Genomic DNA, 16,427 nt, shown 5'->3' on the forward strand with positions numbered 1-16,427 from the left:
TGTAGCATTCATGACCGTCTCACTTTTATTAATTGGCTGTAGCAACACTTCTGAACAAGCAGGCAAGGATGTCACCACACAAGTTTCTGAAGCTGAACAAGGAACAGACACAGCGGAGGGGATGAAGTCAGAAAAGGAAAGCCTCAACAAAACAGAAGAAGAGACAACAATTGATTCAGAGGCAACAAGTAAATCAACCACAGACGAATCCTCAGATAAACCTGCAGAACCCATCGATGAGAACAAACACAAGTTACTCCTAGCTATAAAAGAACAAGCTGAAAAAGGCAAACTGAAAGGTATTACTCCCTCATTAGGCACCGCATACAAAGAGATAGAAAAGACCTATGGAAAGCCTAAAAGCATTTCAAATGTTGAGTGCTGGACTTATAGCTATGACCATCCTAAGACCACAGCCGATTTCTTTTATGATCATGATTCTTGTGGAGAAGAATTAAATCAGGTGAAGCCAACTACCCAACTGAACCGAATAACCGTCGAACCAGCGTATTACAATGTAAAACTTACAGAAAATGATATTAGACAAGGATTGGGCAAACCAACTAAGGCTTATGTTAACGAAGGCTATGGTGGCTATGATATGTATTATAATGTAGGACAATATCAGATTTTCATAAAGATAGATGATAATTCTCCAGATAGAAGCGTGAGTACTATTTCTGTTAGAATCCCCCTTGATTTTGATAAGTAAAAAATATGGGATGGAGCCGGGTGCATGTGGTAAAAAACAACCCGGCTGCTTTTTCATGCATAAAACGCTACTAATTCCCCCTTATATTAAATACTAAGTAAAAGATAAAGATTTCGTATTATTAATGTCCATACCTTTTTTATGGGCAGGTGCCCATATCTTTTTTATCTGCCCATACCCGTTCCTTTTTTTATGGGCTAAAATTCTGTGGATAACCTACCCATTAAAAATGTATCTGCATATTTCCGACGACCTGAATGTTGCCCATAGGAATTTTATGGGTCACCCATAAAATTTTATGCTTTCTGGGTTTCGACAAAGACACAAAAACACAAGGAAAATGATTACTCGTTCTCATCTATACATGCCATAAATGTTATTTTCTCAAAGGAACTGGACTCATTGTGCAGTGCTTCCATAATTAACTCCCTATAACGACTGGATAACCAATCACGGTGAAACGTATTTTTAGCGTATATGATAATTTCCTGTCCACTTACAACACAGAATGTATCGGCATACCAGGTCTTAAAAGAATTGATAGTGAGTCGTTGCTGAATATAAGTAAGAACATTCATCCACAGCTTTTCATCTGCAATACTTCTTTGATCCATAATGGTTGTAATCTTCTTTTTGGCATACAAGGTCCGTTCGGCAGGTGAGAGGTCTATTGGAAGCTTTCCAAGCGTGCCTTTTTCGCGTAGTTTCTCGAAATCATTGGTATAATCATAGCTTGTAGCTAGTTCAATATGAGCAACTTCCATTACTTGTTCAATATAGTGATCGTGCATCAACTGAAAAGGCTTTGGTAAGTTCTCTACTAACTCTCTACTCAGAATGGGAATCGTGCGTCTTACCTTATAAATAATTCCACAATCATTATTATTCTCTTCAGGATTTTGTAGCCAAAATCGAAAAATAAAGCCGTTTTGTTCAAGGATGTCCATATATTTATTTAATGTCGTGGTTGTAATCTGCATTTTTAAGGCAATGGTAGGTAGATCAGGAAAGCAGTAATCCTTATCACCGTAACAATACCGTGTCAGATGAATATAGAGGGATGTGGCTGTTGCTCCCATAATTGCACCCCAGAAATCCAAAAAGTAATTGCTGATCGTTGTAAAGCCTTTGTTATCGATGGGCAGATTTACACCGAGTTTTTCTAGACGAAGAGCTTGAAAATCTTGATAGGTGTAATAAATCCGTTGTAAAACTTCTTGATCATACGTTTGCTCTACAGGTCTTCCTTTGACAATTCTAATCCGTGACACAGGTTTTTTAATACCTGTCTTTTCAATTCGATAATAAGTCACTTGTTTCAGATCTAGGTGTTTCTTTTTTTTCATGGAATGAATCCTCTCTAAGAAAAGAAATAATAGGTTAATGAGTATCCCTCTTCTTTTTTGAAGAAGAGGGGGGATTTTTGGTGAGTATAGCTTGTTGTAAATTAATAATCTGAATATTATAACTCTTAATTTGAACACAGATGGTTAACAAGGATTGCAGCTCGCTTATATTGAGTGAGAAACCATCCTTGAGAGTAGGGAGATGAGCATAATGTTAGACAACCTGTGTAAACAGATGTATTGCACCTACGGACGAGATACCGATTTCATGGGATTGGCTTTCCGATTCAAAAAAGGTATCGCAATCGTGGATATACATATTGATGGTGAATACGAAGATGGATATGTCGTTGAATTTGTTAGCTTTGTAGAACATGAGCCTCCTGTATTTAAAATTGTAAAAAACAAAGAAGAACTCCATACCCTTATACAGGAATTTGCACTGTAACATTTCGTATCGGAAAATCTTGTTCCTCTCCTTTTATTCTTTATAGTAGTGGTTCTACCATTATGGAAGGTTGCGAAACTTTTTCATTCTCGTCAGGAAAAATTATATACAAGAAGATATCTGAGAAGGGGAGGATACGAGTCTAGCTGATTGCTGAGAATACATCCAGAATAAAGAGAACAAATGAATGTGAAGAGTGTAAGTGGGAGCGGGTGGGATAACAAATGCAAAGATTCGAAAAATGTGTGCAATGTGGCTTTCGCTATGTAACGGAAAAGGCAAGACAAAACTATATAGCTGAAGGTTTGCCTGGTAATCCACAAATATGTTTGCATTGCCTAAGTGTGAGAACAGGAAAAGTAATGAATGTGCACGGTAATCTAGTATTTCCAGATGAAGTTGAGACTTCTAATAAACAGAAGTTTATTCCTAAAACAGTGATTGAGGGTTGTCGACCTTGCATGAAGAAACGAGGGCTTCTCTAAAAGCTCCTTATACAGTAGGGATATTTAGGAAGGTTAGAAGTGACATACAAAAAGTAATGTCTCCAATACGCGAGGTTAGTTAAAGGCTGTATCACTTTTACTTATATTGTGATACGAACCATGAAACATGATGATGGAATAAGTAGTTTCATTGTGTCTAGTATTTATACGCATTTATCACAAACTACTTTTACCATTGATTGAGAAAATTAGAGGAGGGTTTTATACATGAGTACAACAAAGAACAAGAAAATGCTAATTAAGGGTGCAGGGAAGTTTATGGCAAAAATTCCTAATTGTGATGAATTAATCACGATTGGTACCTTGAACAACATGCGCTTAGATGTTCAACTTGACATGCAAGATATTGAAGGTGGAGATTCCAGCGTTGCCTTAGATACGCTTTTACGGAAAAAAACCATTGATATTACTGCTGAGGATGCGAAATTTGACTTAAACCTTGTCCGATTAGCCCTTGGTTCCAAATTACGTGAAGGTGTAAGTGGTGCCACATATAAAATGCAGACGGAGAACGTGCAGGTCCCTTCATCTTCACCTTATCAAGCAACACTTTCTGAAGCGTCTGTAGCGAGTCCAGCTCATAAAGCGTTTGAAGGCACCATTAATGGAGCTGATGTAACATCAAGCGTGACACTTGCTGGGAAAGCAATCACTTTTGATGACTCTCTTGCTGGTAAAACTGTTGTTATTGTGTATCCAGTTGCTTTGAGTGGCGTAACGTACGATGAGGATGGCTTTGTGTGGGTACTAGAAGAGAAGCATACTGTAAAAGAGAAAGCAGGTAAATTCGAAGTAGACCTTGTTTTCGGAGCTGCTCTTCATAAGGACGCACAAATTTCTGTTCGTACATTGAAAGGTAACAAGCTTTTAAAGAAAACGACAAGTTCCACCCCGAAAGAGGAACAGTACGCTGTGAATGGTAGCACATTATCCTTCCATTCAGCCCTAAAAGATGTAGATATTTACGTAAACTACAAACGTAACGAAGTAGTAGACGTATTGGATATTACTACGAAGGATATGCCTCTTACTGTTCATGTCATTCATGATGGCCAATTTGAACAAAAAGATGGTTCTATCCAAGGTTATCAAACCGAATTGTACTTGTGTCGCGTAAAATCAAACTTTACGTTGGATGCACAACGTCAACAAGCTTCTACTCATAGCGTAACGCTGACTGTTATTGATCCTGACCGTGTAGACGGAAAAATCGGAACAATCAAACGATATGAAGCGCAGGGTGCTAATTCCAAGAATCTTTGCTAGACAGGGACCCCTCTAGGAGGGGTTCTTTCCATAATGATGTTCAGATTTTCTCGGAAGTACTTAGAATGACAGCATAGGTGGCTATCTGGTTACCCCCGCCATTTAGCTTACCTATGTCTTTACATCAAATGGGGGAAATCACAAGTGGGGGTGTCACTGTTTTGAGTGATCGAAATTTTGTAATTCCAAAAAATAATGAAATGACTTCTGAGCAAGCTATTCAGAAAGAGGTCGCCAGTCAAGTTGAAGAGCAACAAGCAATTCCAGCAACCGAGGAAGCGACAGCCAAGGTACTAAGTGAAGAAGAGGCGTCCATTCGCGAAAAGGTGTTTTTTGAAGAAGATGAGAAGGTTCGATTGCGTGATGGCAAGACGTATTCTATCCCTCCTTTGGGTATCAAGGATGCCAGAAAGCTGATGAAATTGTTAAATACCATTGATTCAGGGATCATTATCGCCAATTTAATTCCAGAATCAGAAGTAGATGATGATCGTTACGAGGAATTATTGAAGGTGCTTTTGATGGCGTTTAAGCCTTACTACAAGCATGTAGACACGGAGTACTTGGCTGACTATGTGGATCTGGAGACTGGCAAGAAGATCATTGATGCCATGATTGGATTAAACGGGTTAAAAAAGTCAATGTAACCACTGAGGAAGAAGATGAGGAGTACAAAAAACGGGCTCCCATCAATTGGGCTGATATTTTCTTTAAGCTGGCCCATTATTGTCATCTGGATAAATTTCAGGTTTGGCAGCTGACATTGCCTCAGTTGGGTTTTTATTTAGAGCAATGCAATGAACATATCGAATTCACTGTGAAGGTTTCAACCATGTCCTTTGGAAGCTTGTTTGGAGGAGGTTTATCTTCAAAGGATCAATCACAAGGATTGACCGAGGCTAGACAAGATGGGACTTACACGGATGGCTATAAAGTAGCAGATGAAACAGATATGGAATGGCTTGCCAACGTTTTGGGTTAATACATACTCCTGCTCTGCTCCTGAATGGAGGGGCAGGAGTTTTATTTTATAAGGCAGGTGAGACTATGAATAATGAGATGAGAGCGACATTTGCTTCTGAGTTACGCAATTCTATCCAAAGTTCCATTCAATACGGTAAGGAGCTCGAGCGACTTGACTCACGATTTGGCAAATTGGTTACTCGTATAGGTACTGTAAACAATTCCATACGTTCCTTTCACAGAGAAGTAAACAGAGACAAGGGGACAAAGTTACACCAACAGACGAGCGAAGAACGTAATTCTATGCCCAACAAGGGGATTGTCCAGAGGGCTGGAACACTTTCTCAGCGAATGCCAGAATTGCAATCTCAAATGCAAAGAGTTTCTGATGAGGTTCAAGGGAAGGTAAAACGAAGCATTCATCTTGAATTGCATGAGTTAGTAGAAAGCATTGAAGCTTTAGATATTAAATCGAGCCCTAAGCTAAAAAAACACCTGATTAGTCAAATGAACCTGATTAATAAAAAGTTGATACAAAAGATTCGGGAACAATTCGATCTTCAGGTGGAACAGTTAATGCAAGAATTTGGACAAAGTTCTGGGCGGTTACAAAATCTTAATCGCGCTTATCCACCATTTCTCTCTTCTTCTGGCACCTTACGTACAGACAATGGTATAGCAGGTGGAAGTACAACAGCGTCAGGTAAAGCTACTGGTTCTACAGCTCCAGAGGAGACGGCTCTTGCTGCTAATGTGGTGACGGCAATCAATGCTCAGAACGCTGCTATTACTTCTATTCGTAACAACTTAGCAGTAAGTGGAGCAACTGATCCTTCCTCGCTCCTTTATCAAGCGATTGATATTTTTAACAACATTCAGCAGGAAGAGATCAAGCTGTATCGCAGTCTTTCATTAAAGAAAGACTTTCGTGTTGATCCCAATAACAGTCAGAGTCAGGTTGATCAGGGCAAGCTATCGAGTGCTATTGAAGGTATTAAAGGATTCGTTCGGGAACAAACCTCTTTTTACGGCCTTCCTTACAAGCAGCTTTTTGAAGTAGCTTCCATTGGCGGAAAAACACTTGATGACCCTGCCGAAATCAAAAAGCTGGTTCAACAAGTAGCGCAAATCAAGACAATAGACCCGTCTTCTGATATGAAAACGATTGCCAACGGGTTGCTTGAAACCAAAGACAAGCTTGGGCTTTCCATGCAAGAGATTGATGAAAAAATCGTTCGGTCCATTGCTGCCGTAACCCAAATAGGTGCGGCAAACAGTGAACAAATTCTTCAGATGATCAATAAATCAGGAAATACTTTTAAGTCTAAAACAGATGCAGACATGCTCGTAGGACTCTCTGCTGCATCGATTCAAACAAATACAAGTCTAGGAACCTACGATAAAATTCTGAAACGTTTTGAAAGTGACAATGGAAGAGACAAGGCGAAAGAATTAGGCATCAAAACAGAAGAGATTGATCCAGCAACGGGTGGAACCAAAGAGCGAAGTGCAGAGTCGATGTATAAGGATTTTGCGAATATGCTCTCTTCCTTGCATAATCGTACTGAACGAGACAAGCTGATCGATTCTTTTTTTGGGACAAAAGAAGGCGGAAAAGGTGCCGCAAGTCAAGAAGCCCTTCTAACGCAGAAGCATGCGGAATTTATTGGTGAAATGCAAGGCTTCGATCAGTCCAGATATGAAGAAATGCTTCAACAGTCCTTGCAAAATCCTTCCGTCAATATGAATCGAGTTAATTCAAGTCTGGAAGTAGCTTTGGATGCGCTGGTTACGGAACTGACTCCTTCGATCAATAAAGTTTCCTATATGCTCATGAATATGGCGGATGGGGTTTCAAAAAATATTCATCTCTTTGTAAGTTTGGCAGATGTACTATCTAACGCATTGCTGGGCCTCATGCTAATGAAGGGGATCAAGTGGAGCTGGCAAAAATCAGGAATACCTCAGAACTGGGAAAAGCAAAAAGAGCTTTCTTCTTATGTCAATCGTTTTAAAGGAATGGAGTCAGACCCAGCCTTAACCAGCCTTATTGGAAATGGTCTCAAAGGAAATAATCGAAAACTGTATCAACAAGCAACCGACTTACAAGGAAATCAAACCTTTTTAAAACGAATGCAAGAATTTAACTCTATGAGTAAAGCTCAGCATGAGCATTTTAAAAAGTATGTAGGCCACTCAGGACAGAAGGTAAATGATCTTCCTACTTTCTTTACTATGATGGAGGAATCAAAAAGCTGGAAAGAAAAAGGGAAGGTTTCCTATCAGGAGAGATTTAATCGAAACCAAACCTATGCAAATCGCCTGAAAACGAATCCTGAGTCCAATAAGCTCATTCATACTCCGCTTTTGAATACCTTGTTAACAAATACAAGGGACCGATCTACATTTGTGCATAAAATGGGTTCAAATTCAGGGTATAAAAGTGCCGCAACACGTCTGGGAACGATGAGTCAAACTGAATTCGATGGTTTTGAAAAACATCTTCAGGAATTGAGAAGAAATGGTTCTCCAGCAATTAATAGCATTACTCGTCTGAATCAAGCTTTGGACAGTTATCAAAATACGTTAAGGCAAAGCGCAACGGTTACACGCAACTCTTCTGCTACCTACCTGGAATTGTCTCATGCGATGCGTAGCATTAATGAGCAAGCTGGTAGTAACAAAATGGGTGACAAGTTTAAAAATTTTCTGCAGGACGCATCTGGTCTAGCTAAGGGAGCAGGAGGGGGCGTCGGTGGTTTAGCCTCAAAACTAGTAAAGGGATTGGCAGGAGCCGTTGTTGGTTTAATTGCAGAAACTGTCAAGATGGGTGTCCAGTTAGTAGCCCAACTGGCTTTGGCACAAGCTGCCAAGACAGTTGCCATCAACTTGACGACCACGGAAGACCAGCGTCAACTGATGGGTGCTGAAAAACAAGAGAAAGACATAGTAGAGGTGGCCAATCATTTGCGCGTGCTAGGAGATAGCGGTTTTTTGAGCTTTCCTGACTATTTAAATAAAATAAACCTGGGTTATGGAGACCTCATGAACTTCGTAAGTCGCAATTCTGGAGGAAAGGATACACATCTGGGATCAGGGCAAGCAGAAGAAATGATGGATGGGGTTCGTGAAATGTACAATAAGCGGGGAGCGAACCTCAAAAATAAAGTACAACTCGCTAACTATCTAAGAGATAATGATATATCTAAAGAGGAAGCTGTTAACGCCTGGGCTGAAGAGAGTGGAAGAAAAAAGGAAATTCAAGAATTAAAAAAACAATCCTTTTCGAAACAATATCAACGGACTCAGCTTGAAAATAAAGAAAAAGCTTTGCTCGAACAAGAAGCCAAGAAAAGTTACGATGAAAAGTATAAAAATGGTCTCTTACCAAACATTACGGCAGATGAAGGAAAGGCTAGGCTAAAAGAAGGCTTCACAGAGGTTCAGAAAAAAAACGAAAAAGAAAACTTACAAGCGGAGCTAGACGGTCTAGCTACCGATAGTCAAGCTTTCATTGCTATGAAAGAGGGACAGATCAAGAGATTAGAAGAAGTTTTAAATCGAGAACTGGAGATTGTAGATAAATACATCGAGGAATACGCGAAGCAGTTGCAAAGCATACAAGATAAAAATTCTGATCAATACAAAGACAAAGAAAAACAATACAAAGAATCAATTGATACCCGTAAAAGTGTACAAGAAGACGGACAACAGCAGATAAATAAAGACAAACATGCCGAGCAACAAAGACAATTCCAAAGCAAGTTTTCCTCTGTACAACAAGGGTTACAACTGGCAGAGCAAGTCGCACAAGCAAAAGAATTGATGGTTGGAATAAACATGGACAGGCAATCGAAAGCTTATATTGGCGCATTACAAAAAATTACAGATTCAAAAATTAGCGACTTACGAATGAGACTTGCCGACATGAAAGCGATTGAAGCAAAGGGTGATCAAAGAAAAGAGATAGAGTCTGCCATACGTGATGTAGAAAATAGCATTTATAATGAGCAACTTCGTTATAAGGATCTATCATTATCCAAAATTGGGATTGAGCGTATTGACTTGGAAGAAAAGGCGTCAGACCGTGAAAACAATTATCTGGCTGAAAAGGTAAGACGAGGGGGCGCATCAGATGATTCCCCTGGAATGAGGGCGCTACGCATTTCTTCTGCCAAGCAGGAGGTCCAGGATATTAATAAGCTCATCGGGCAATACAAGAAGGATATGGTTGATAAGAGTCCAGAAGAACAGAAGAAGTATACGCAAGAAATTCGGGACCTAACGAAACAATCTCTACAGGCTCAGCTAGGCATTCTTGAGGAAGTGAAATCCCCTGTAGGTACCTTTAATTTGCCAGATGGCGTAACAGCGATGAGCCGTTATGAATATTTGACTCGTGGAAATACTCACCAGTCCTTCACAGTTGGTTCAGGTGATGTAACGGTAAATATTGCATTGCCTAATGTTACCAGTAGTACTACCGATGCACAATTGTCTGCTATTGGCAATGGAATTGGCCGTGGTTTATTTACGGGTCGAGTAGGTGGCATGCGAGATCAGATGCTCATGGGGACTGCTGCTTATCGTTCAAACTATCCGTAATTTTTGTTATGAAAATGACGCCCTACCTTATATTGAGGTAGGGTATTTCTTTTAGCAAATAACCTTCCAGACCTTCCTGAGTCTGCACAAAATCAAGTCCAAAGTTTCTAACGAGGAGGTACAAGCGTGACCCAACAAAACAGTTTTCATTCAGAAGATTACATATATAAAAAGCGTCTTTTTTATGATAATGGCATTCGTTTTACCGAGGTAAAAGCAAAACTTATTAATGATTACAAGCCGCCTTCTCCTAGCCTTAAGACACATGTAAATCAAACGCTTTCGTCTTCTGCTGGGCTGATCAGCCATGGAACATCCCATTTTACGACGACGCTCACTCTATTATTTTACAGTAAAAAAGAGTTTGCTGACTGGCTACAGTTTAGTGGGGCCAAGCATCGTTATTACGATGAGAAGGGTACGATTTATGTCGGAATTCTTACTGGAGAACCAGATATTAATACGGCTGAAATGGAAACGAAGTATATTGTTACGATTGGGCTATCTCTTATTCGAAAACAAGAACATGAGTACCGATATAAAAACCAATTTATTGATATGGAAAAGCATTGGGCCAAAACATACGTTGACGAAATGCAACAAAGGGGACTAATTTCCAACTATGAAGATGATGGTGGGGCTGTTTCCTATTTCAGACCAGACAAAGTATGTACACGTGCAGAAGGGATCGCTTTTTTAATGCGGACATACCGTCATATTGACCGAATTCTAAGGGGGTATTAAATGTGCGACGTTGGATTGATATTGATCCACTAGACTGGTTCTATCGAGACTTATTGGAAGCTACTCGTCTTCATTTGGATGGAGACGGAGAACAAAGCTTCATAGATGGCATGTATTATGATGCATTTGAATCAGGCTATGAGCGAGTGATTAAGCGTTTTGTTACCGTGGATGGACAACAGGAATTTCACGTTCCTAATTATAAGGTGCATGATGATAATCCTATTTTTGTGATCGTACATGGTGTTGAGGTTCAGCCTGAAAAGGTAGAGAACGGGAAAATTACGATGTCCAATCCGATGTCAGGTGGGATTGAGGTCGTGTGCATTTCTTTTGGAAAGCCCAAGTATCAACAGGTAGGCTGTGTTAATACACCTTTTAGCTCATGCGGGGAAAATAATGTTCGCATGCCATCTGGCGATTTGATGAACAAAAACCAATACACGTTTAGCTTACGTTTAAAGCCAGAAGCTTGTACGGTTTTAGGAGTGAAGCTGAAACGTAAGATAGTGGATATTCAACCAGGTGACAATCCAGAACAGAAAATAAAAGAAACCATTGGATTTAAGCGAGATGTGTTTGTTATACATGCAGGACGGGTATATCTACCGTACATGTATAATGGCTATCCAGCAAAAGTGACGTATAACTACAAAATAGGTGGGAAATTCAAGACAACTACAGATACAGTGCTTGTAGAGTCGGGATGTGTTCGCTATAACGACAGGTTTTTCCCTCAAGTCCGATTAAGACGATCTGAGTTCATGGTTTTCCTGCAACGTATGAGAAAAAGTTTTTACAATCGATTTACAGATAAGGAATATAAGTCCAATCCATCTCCAGCTAGGTACATTGCCGATCAGGCTACCTTTTCTGGTAAGTGGTACGAGAAGGATGTTATTGATATTTTGGAGGAAAGGTTTTTGGACGGATGCTATGCTTTTCCTCTATATGAGGATGAACGTTTTGAACCCGAGGAATGTATGACTCGTGCCGAAGCAATGGTTTTTCTCAATCGTTTCATTGAATGGGCAATAGAAAGGTTTAGGTAGGTGACATAGATGGCTTTCGTAAGTGATGTAAACTATCCAACATCCAGATTACTGGAATCTATTATGAGACGTGTCAATGCATATGGCACACAACCTCGCATAATTATTGAGCTAGACAAAATGTCATACGTACCTGGATTTCGACAAAAATATGATGCGGCCAAGTACGTATATGACTCAGTAGTAGGTAATGTGCTGTCCATTGACGGGATTACCCAATTGACCAACGATGCAGATGGCACATTTATTAATGGACCGACAGAACTAATTAATGCTAGTATGTCAATGCCGATTTTGTCGAGTAGAACGATGAAGGATAAGAAAAATGACAATACCCATATTAACGGGATGCTTATCACAGATTGGCATGATTCCGATCCAAGATGCTCCCGAAAAAGGCACAAAGGGATCGATTTGGACTGTGAAAAAGGAGATTATATTCATGCAGTATGGGGTGGCCGTGTCGTAAAAGCAGGATGGATAAATGGATATGGTGCTGCTGTGTACATTGATCACGGAAACGGTTGGTCTACTCGTTACGCCCACATGAAACCGAATCACCTGTTGGTTAATGAAGGAGAAACGGTTCATGCTGGTCAACAAATTGGCATTGGCTGGAATTCAGGACTTGTGATTAAAGGAAACGGAGGAGACGGTTCACACCTCCACTTTGAGGTACGGCAGAATGGTAATGATCTAAATCCAGAGCCATTCCTACGAAGAGAACAGGTAATTCAGGCACCTGCTCGTACCATTCCTACCAAAAATACTTTGTCAGCAGACTCTTATGTTGAGTTTTCGATGGAAGCAACTGCCTATCATGCAGGATGTGCAGGGTGTACAGGCATTACAAAAGGGGGCACGGATGTTAAGGTATGGAAAAATGATAAAATCATCGCTGTTGATCCCTCTGTCATACCTCTTAAAAGTAAGGTAGAAGTCATTGTAGGTGGTGTCAGCTGGGGAGAATATCTGGCAGATGATATAGGTGGAGCCATCAAGGGTAATAAAATAGATATTTTAATGGAGAACGATCAAAAGTGTAGAGCATTTGGCAGAAAACAGGTTCTTGTTCGGGTAAAGAGCTGGGGAGATGGTCAGGTACACCAATCAGATGGCCAGCTTACTCATACCATTGCCACCTATCAATTTAATAGGACAACAGAAAAGATCTCTTATCATAAGGACTTTACGGCGAAGAAGACTGCTTTGGACGCCATCAAGTTTACGAATATGGTGGGTGCTGAGCAGTATATGGATTACGATTCACCAAATAAGTCAGTTCATCTACTTGGATTTAAGAACACGGATGGAGCTGGACAGGTTAAAAAATTTACCTTTGAGCATGACTGGTTTAACGCTGGTAGTTTAGGCTGGGCCTACATGACTAATCTGGAATTAGAAGATGTGGTTCTAGTCAAAGTAGATGGAATCGTAGTAGCTACCATTAAGGGCGTCAATGCCAAGTATGGGGTAGCTTATCCACCTTCTATTCCCGTACCGAAAGGAAAACACCAGATCGAGTTTTCTTTATCTAATCCCTCTAAGGCTTCTACAGGACGTTTTGGCATCCTGTTTTTAAAAGCACGTGAATTCGATGTGGAGTCCATGAATAGCAAAACGATTTGGGATTATGAAGATACGATGAACTCCGCGAAAAATTGGATTACCTATCGACAGGCAGAGATTAAAGATAACGGTGACTATCAAACCATCACGACCAAGGGTGGAGAAGCAGGCCTAGAACGAGTAGGACGAGTGAAAAGCTTTCCATTTACCATGCAATTCAAGGTAAAGGTTGATGCAAATTCCCAGGGAAAAGTGTATGTCTCCGATGGAAAAAAGGTATATCAGCTGGAGATTACCGACGAGGGAATCAGCACCAATGGTGGAACGTTCAAAACAGATAACAAAAAGGATTTTGTTGAGTATGTTGTGGTTTGTCACAATGAAACGGATATGGATGTGTATGTAAAGAAGCTTCTCCCTGATGATAAAGAGAAATGGGAAAATACTGGTGTACGTGGGACATCCGTTGCTTATGGGACAAACCGTATTTTATTTGCTGTTACAAAAGGAGCACTTCACATCACTGATGTTAAGTATGCATATAGTAATTATGCAATTGAACAGTTTGCGAGCCACATGGAGAATATGTACAAAGAAAAATGGTATGAGGTAGGTAGCTTTCAATATGAGGACACGTTTATCTTGGAGAGTGACATCATGTCTTGGGAAGTGAACTCTCACCTAGATACCACCTCAACAACGGCTGCGATCACGTTAAACAACGGAACAGGGCAATATTCTCCTACGTTTGAGAGAAATACCATTTTTCCTGATACCTATAAAAACCTTCCGTCCCCCTACTCCTATTGGGAAGAGGGAGAGATGCGCCATATAATTAGCGAAGGGACACCTATCCGTATCTATGCTGGTTATGGTGAGGATGTGGTTCGCATATTTACTGGGTTGATTAAAGGAGAAATTGAAGAGGATGCTGAGGCTAAAACCATCACTTTTCATTGTGTTGACAGATACGATACATTAGAAGAATTTGTATTTTATAAACCGATGTCTTACCCACCAGAAGAAGCATATGCAGGTGATGGAGGAGCATTTACATGGCTAAAGTCTAGTATTGTTGAAGATATTGCTGTTACGGCTGGATTAAGTAATTGGCGCGTTCATTATGAAGATACGAAATATCCTGACTACGAGATTGAAGATACGGTCTACATTGATGTAAACAAAGGAAAAAACACCTTCATGAAATTTAACAGGCAGACAACTGAATTAGAGGCAGTCACTCAGGAAAGTGTGAAAACGGTGGGGGGCTGGCAAAATCCATTTGTTGCGTCTGTAACTTTTCAGGCAGGGACCAGAGCGGCAGATGCCATTCAGTCGTTGCTGCAAGATATGCCATACAGAGCCTATTGCGATCGATATGGAACTTTTCATGCAAAACGCCTTTCTTTTCTTGATGTACCTGAATGGCAAATGATTGATTCAACAAAATGGGAGTTTGCTGACAGTACCAACTTACTAGAAATGACCTCATCCACAGATTACTCTCGCATTCGGAACCACTTGATGATTTCGGGTTCAGCAGACTTAGTGGAACATTTTTTTGATAAGAGTTTATTAGTAGCCACGAAAGGCAATATTCGAACAGCGGGTATGCACATGCCTTGGATTGAGGAAAAGGATGGGGCTACTATGCGTGGACTGAAGGAAGAGATTGCAAAAAAGGTATTCTTCGATATGAAACGTCAAGCGCGGACCAAGAATGTAGTAGTCAAAGGAAATCCACTTATTGAATTGCTGGATGGCTGTTACGTCTATGATGAGAATACGTACACAGCTGGTTACTATCTGATCAAAGGAAACAGACTTGTTGGCAATGAAAGTGGGATGGTTAACTTTTTGGAACTAACCTGGCATTCTTTACCACAGCCTACGTAGTACTAAAACAGTTTCTAAACTGATTTTCCCAATAAATTACAATAAAAAAAGCAAGGAACATTACGTATCAGACGATAACTGTTCCTTGCTTTTTCTTATATTGAGATAGAAGCTGAGGTGTTTATTATTATGGTCAATCGTAACTTTACAAATGCTAATGAGGTTTTCCCCATCATAGACCTGATTAGAAGAGAGATGAAAAAGGTCGGTTTGTACGGAGGGGGAGACGATCTTACCATTGTCCCGAACCGGAAAGAGCCTGAGGTTGTGAGTGTGGAAGTCTTACGAGAAATGACATCACATCCGTCTCTGGTTACTACCGTCATATATACGTATGACAATGGTGGGATCGAAAAGCTTAGTCTTGAACGAGACGATGGTTTAATGGTCACTGGTTTCTTAATCGAGATAGAACAGTCCTCCATCGTTAATGAACAGCTGGAGGAAGAAACAGACCTTCTTTCGTTCAAAGCGATACAAGGCAGCATTATACGAGAAAATGGTCTGTTTAAGAGTCTTCAGCTTGACTATGTAAGGGCGGTGTAGACGTTGTCGAGTGGCGCTAATTTTGCAAGTTATGCCTGTCAAGCAAACCCTAAAAAATGACAGAATGCGACGGAGACAATACAGCAAATAGTCAACTAAATAGTATGCTGTTGTTAAAATCGTATCCGAAATTCCCTGCTATCGAGCTTGATTCGAGGCAAGCTGGGTGATCGTTCTACCCCCGACTGATATGCCTTTTTTATGAAAGAGTGGCAACCCTTGTCCTTACCGGCAGGGGTTAATTTTTTACTTATTTTACTTATATTAAAAAATATTCAAAAAAACATAATGTGCATTTAGTTAAAAATCGTTTCATTAAGCACCTATAAAGGTTTGAAGACGATATGACTATCCTATCTTTGCTATAAAGAAAAGGGGTGGATCACAGCCTTGTACATTCCGTTATTTTACAGACAAAAAAGAAGGTGAAAAAATTGTGGATGCTAATGTAATGATGGCAATCATTGGGGGGGCAGTGTCCCTTGGTACAGGTTTTATCGGTTATATATCAGGCCGAAATAATAATCAAAAGGATGTTAGCATTTCAGATCGTCAATTACTGTCTCAAGCTGAACAGGCATTTCGAGCTGAATTGCGGGAGGAGCTGCGAATTTACAAAGAAGAAATCAAGGCATTAAAACAAGAGATTGAGGTATTACGGCAAGAAAACTTCAAACTTTTAACAGAGAACAGATCACTAAATACAAAAGTAGAATCATTAATGTTGCGCTTAAATGGAGATCAAAACAATAGAAAATAGAAGAAGGTGAGCAT

Annotated in this window: 12 protein-coding genes; 11 read left to right on the forward strand and 1 reads right to left on the reverse strand. The window is 40.1% G+C overall.

What is annotated here, in order from left to right; genetic code table 11:
* Positions 1-169 precede the first annotated feature (169 nt).
* Positions 170-712 carry a DUF4309 domain-containing protein gene (locus EEL30_17645; protein QDX95809.1) on the forward strand — a complete coding sequence of 181 codons (543 nt, stop codon included), beginning with the start codon at positions 170-172 and terminating at the stop codon, positions 710-712.
* Positions 713-1,056: 344 nt separating this feature from the next.
* On the opposite strand, the gene EEL30_17650 is transcribed toward EEL30_17645, so the two are convergent.
* The gene (locus tag EEL30_17650; GenBank protein ID QDX93955.1) at positions 1,057-2,058 is read right to left on the reverse strand and encodes a replication initiation protein; all 1,002 of its coding nucleotides are present in this window, start codon (positions 2,056-2,058) and stop codon (positions 1,057-1,059) included.
* Between the two features lie 211 nt (positions 2,059-2,269).
* Between EEL30_17650 and EEL30_17655 the strand changes: the two genes are divergently transcribed.
* The 10 genes from EEL30_17655 (at position 2,270) to EEL30_17700 (ending at position 16,413) form a co-directional block, all read left to right on the forward strand.
* The gene (locus EEL30_17655) at positions 2,270-2,506 is read left to right on the forward strand and encodes a hypothetical protein (protein QDX93956.1); all 237 of its coding nucleotides are present in this window, start codon (positions 2,270-2,272) and stop codon (positions 2,504-2,506) included.
* Positions 2,507-2,730: 224 nt separating this feature from the next.
* Positions 2,731-2,991, forward strand: coding sequence for a hypothetical protein (locus EEL30_17660; protein QDX93957.1), 261 nt, complete (start codon positions 2,731-2,733; stop codon positions 2,989-2,991).
* Positions 2,992-3,219: 228 nt separating this feature from the next.
* Complete coding sequence (locus EEL30_17665; GenBank protein QDX93958.1) at positions 3,220-4,278, forward strand: hypothetical protein; 1,059 nt, start codon at positions 3,220-3,222, stop codon at positions 4,276-4,278.
* A 161-nt stretch (positions 4,279-4,439) separates the two neighbouring features.
* Positions 4,440-4,925, forward strand: a complete 486-nt coding sequence (locus tag EEL30_17670; GenBank protein QDX95810.1) for a DNA polymerase III subunit gamma/tau — start codon at positions 4,440-4,442, stop codon at positions 4,923-4,925.
* 310 nt (positions 4,926-5,235) lie between these two features.
* Complete coding sequence (locus EEL30_17675) at positions 5,236-9,846, forward strand: hypothetical protein (protein QDX93959.1); 4,611 nt, start codon at positions 5,236-5,238, stop codon at positions 9,844-9,846.
* 126 nt (positions 9,847-9,972) lie between these two features.
* Complete coding sequence (locus EEL30_17680; protein QDX93960.1) at positions 9,973-10,590, forward strand: S-layer homology domain-containing protein; 618 nt, start codon at positions 9,973-9,975, stop codon at positions 10,588-10,590.
* Positions 10,591-10,592: 2 nt separating this feature from the next.
* Positions 10,593-11,642, forward strand: coding sequence for a hypothetical protein (locus EEL30_17685; protein ID QDX93961.1), 1,050 nt, complete (start codon positions 10,593-10,595; stop codon positions 11,640-11,642).
* A 9-nt stretch (positions 11,643-11,651) separates the two neighbouring features.
* Entirely contained in the window at positions 11,652-15,107 is a 3,456-nt protein-coding gene (locus tag EEL30_17690) for a peptidase M23 (GenBank protein QDX93962.1), read from the forward strand.
* 129 nt (positions 15,108-15,236) lie between these two features.
* Positions 15,237-15,653: a hypothetical protein gene (locus tag EEL30_17695; GenBank protein QDX93963.1), complete on the forward strand. Its 417-nt coding sequence runs from the start codon at positions 15,237-15,239 to the stop codon at positions 15,651-15,653.
* 436 nt (positions 15,654-16,089) lie between these two features.
* Positions 16,090-16,413: a hypothetical protein gene (locus EEL30_17700; GenBank protein ID QDX93964.1), complete on the forward strand. Its 324-nt coding sequence runs from the start codon at positions 16,090-16,092 to the stop codon at positions 16,411-16,413.
* Positions 16,414-16,427: the final 14 nt, after the last annotated feature.

The organism is Brevibacillus laterosporus (assembly GCA_007833815.1).
GTDB classification, from domain to species: Bacteria; Bacillota; Bacilli; order Brevibacillales; family Brevibacillaceae; genus Brevibacillus_B; species Brevibacillus_B laterosporus_D.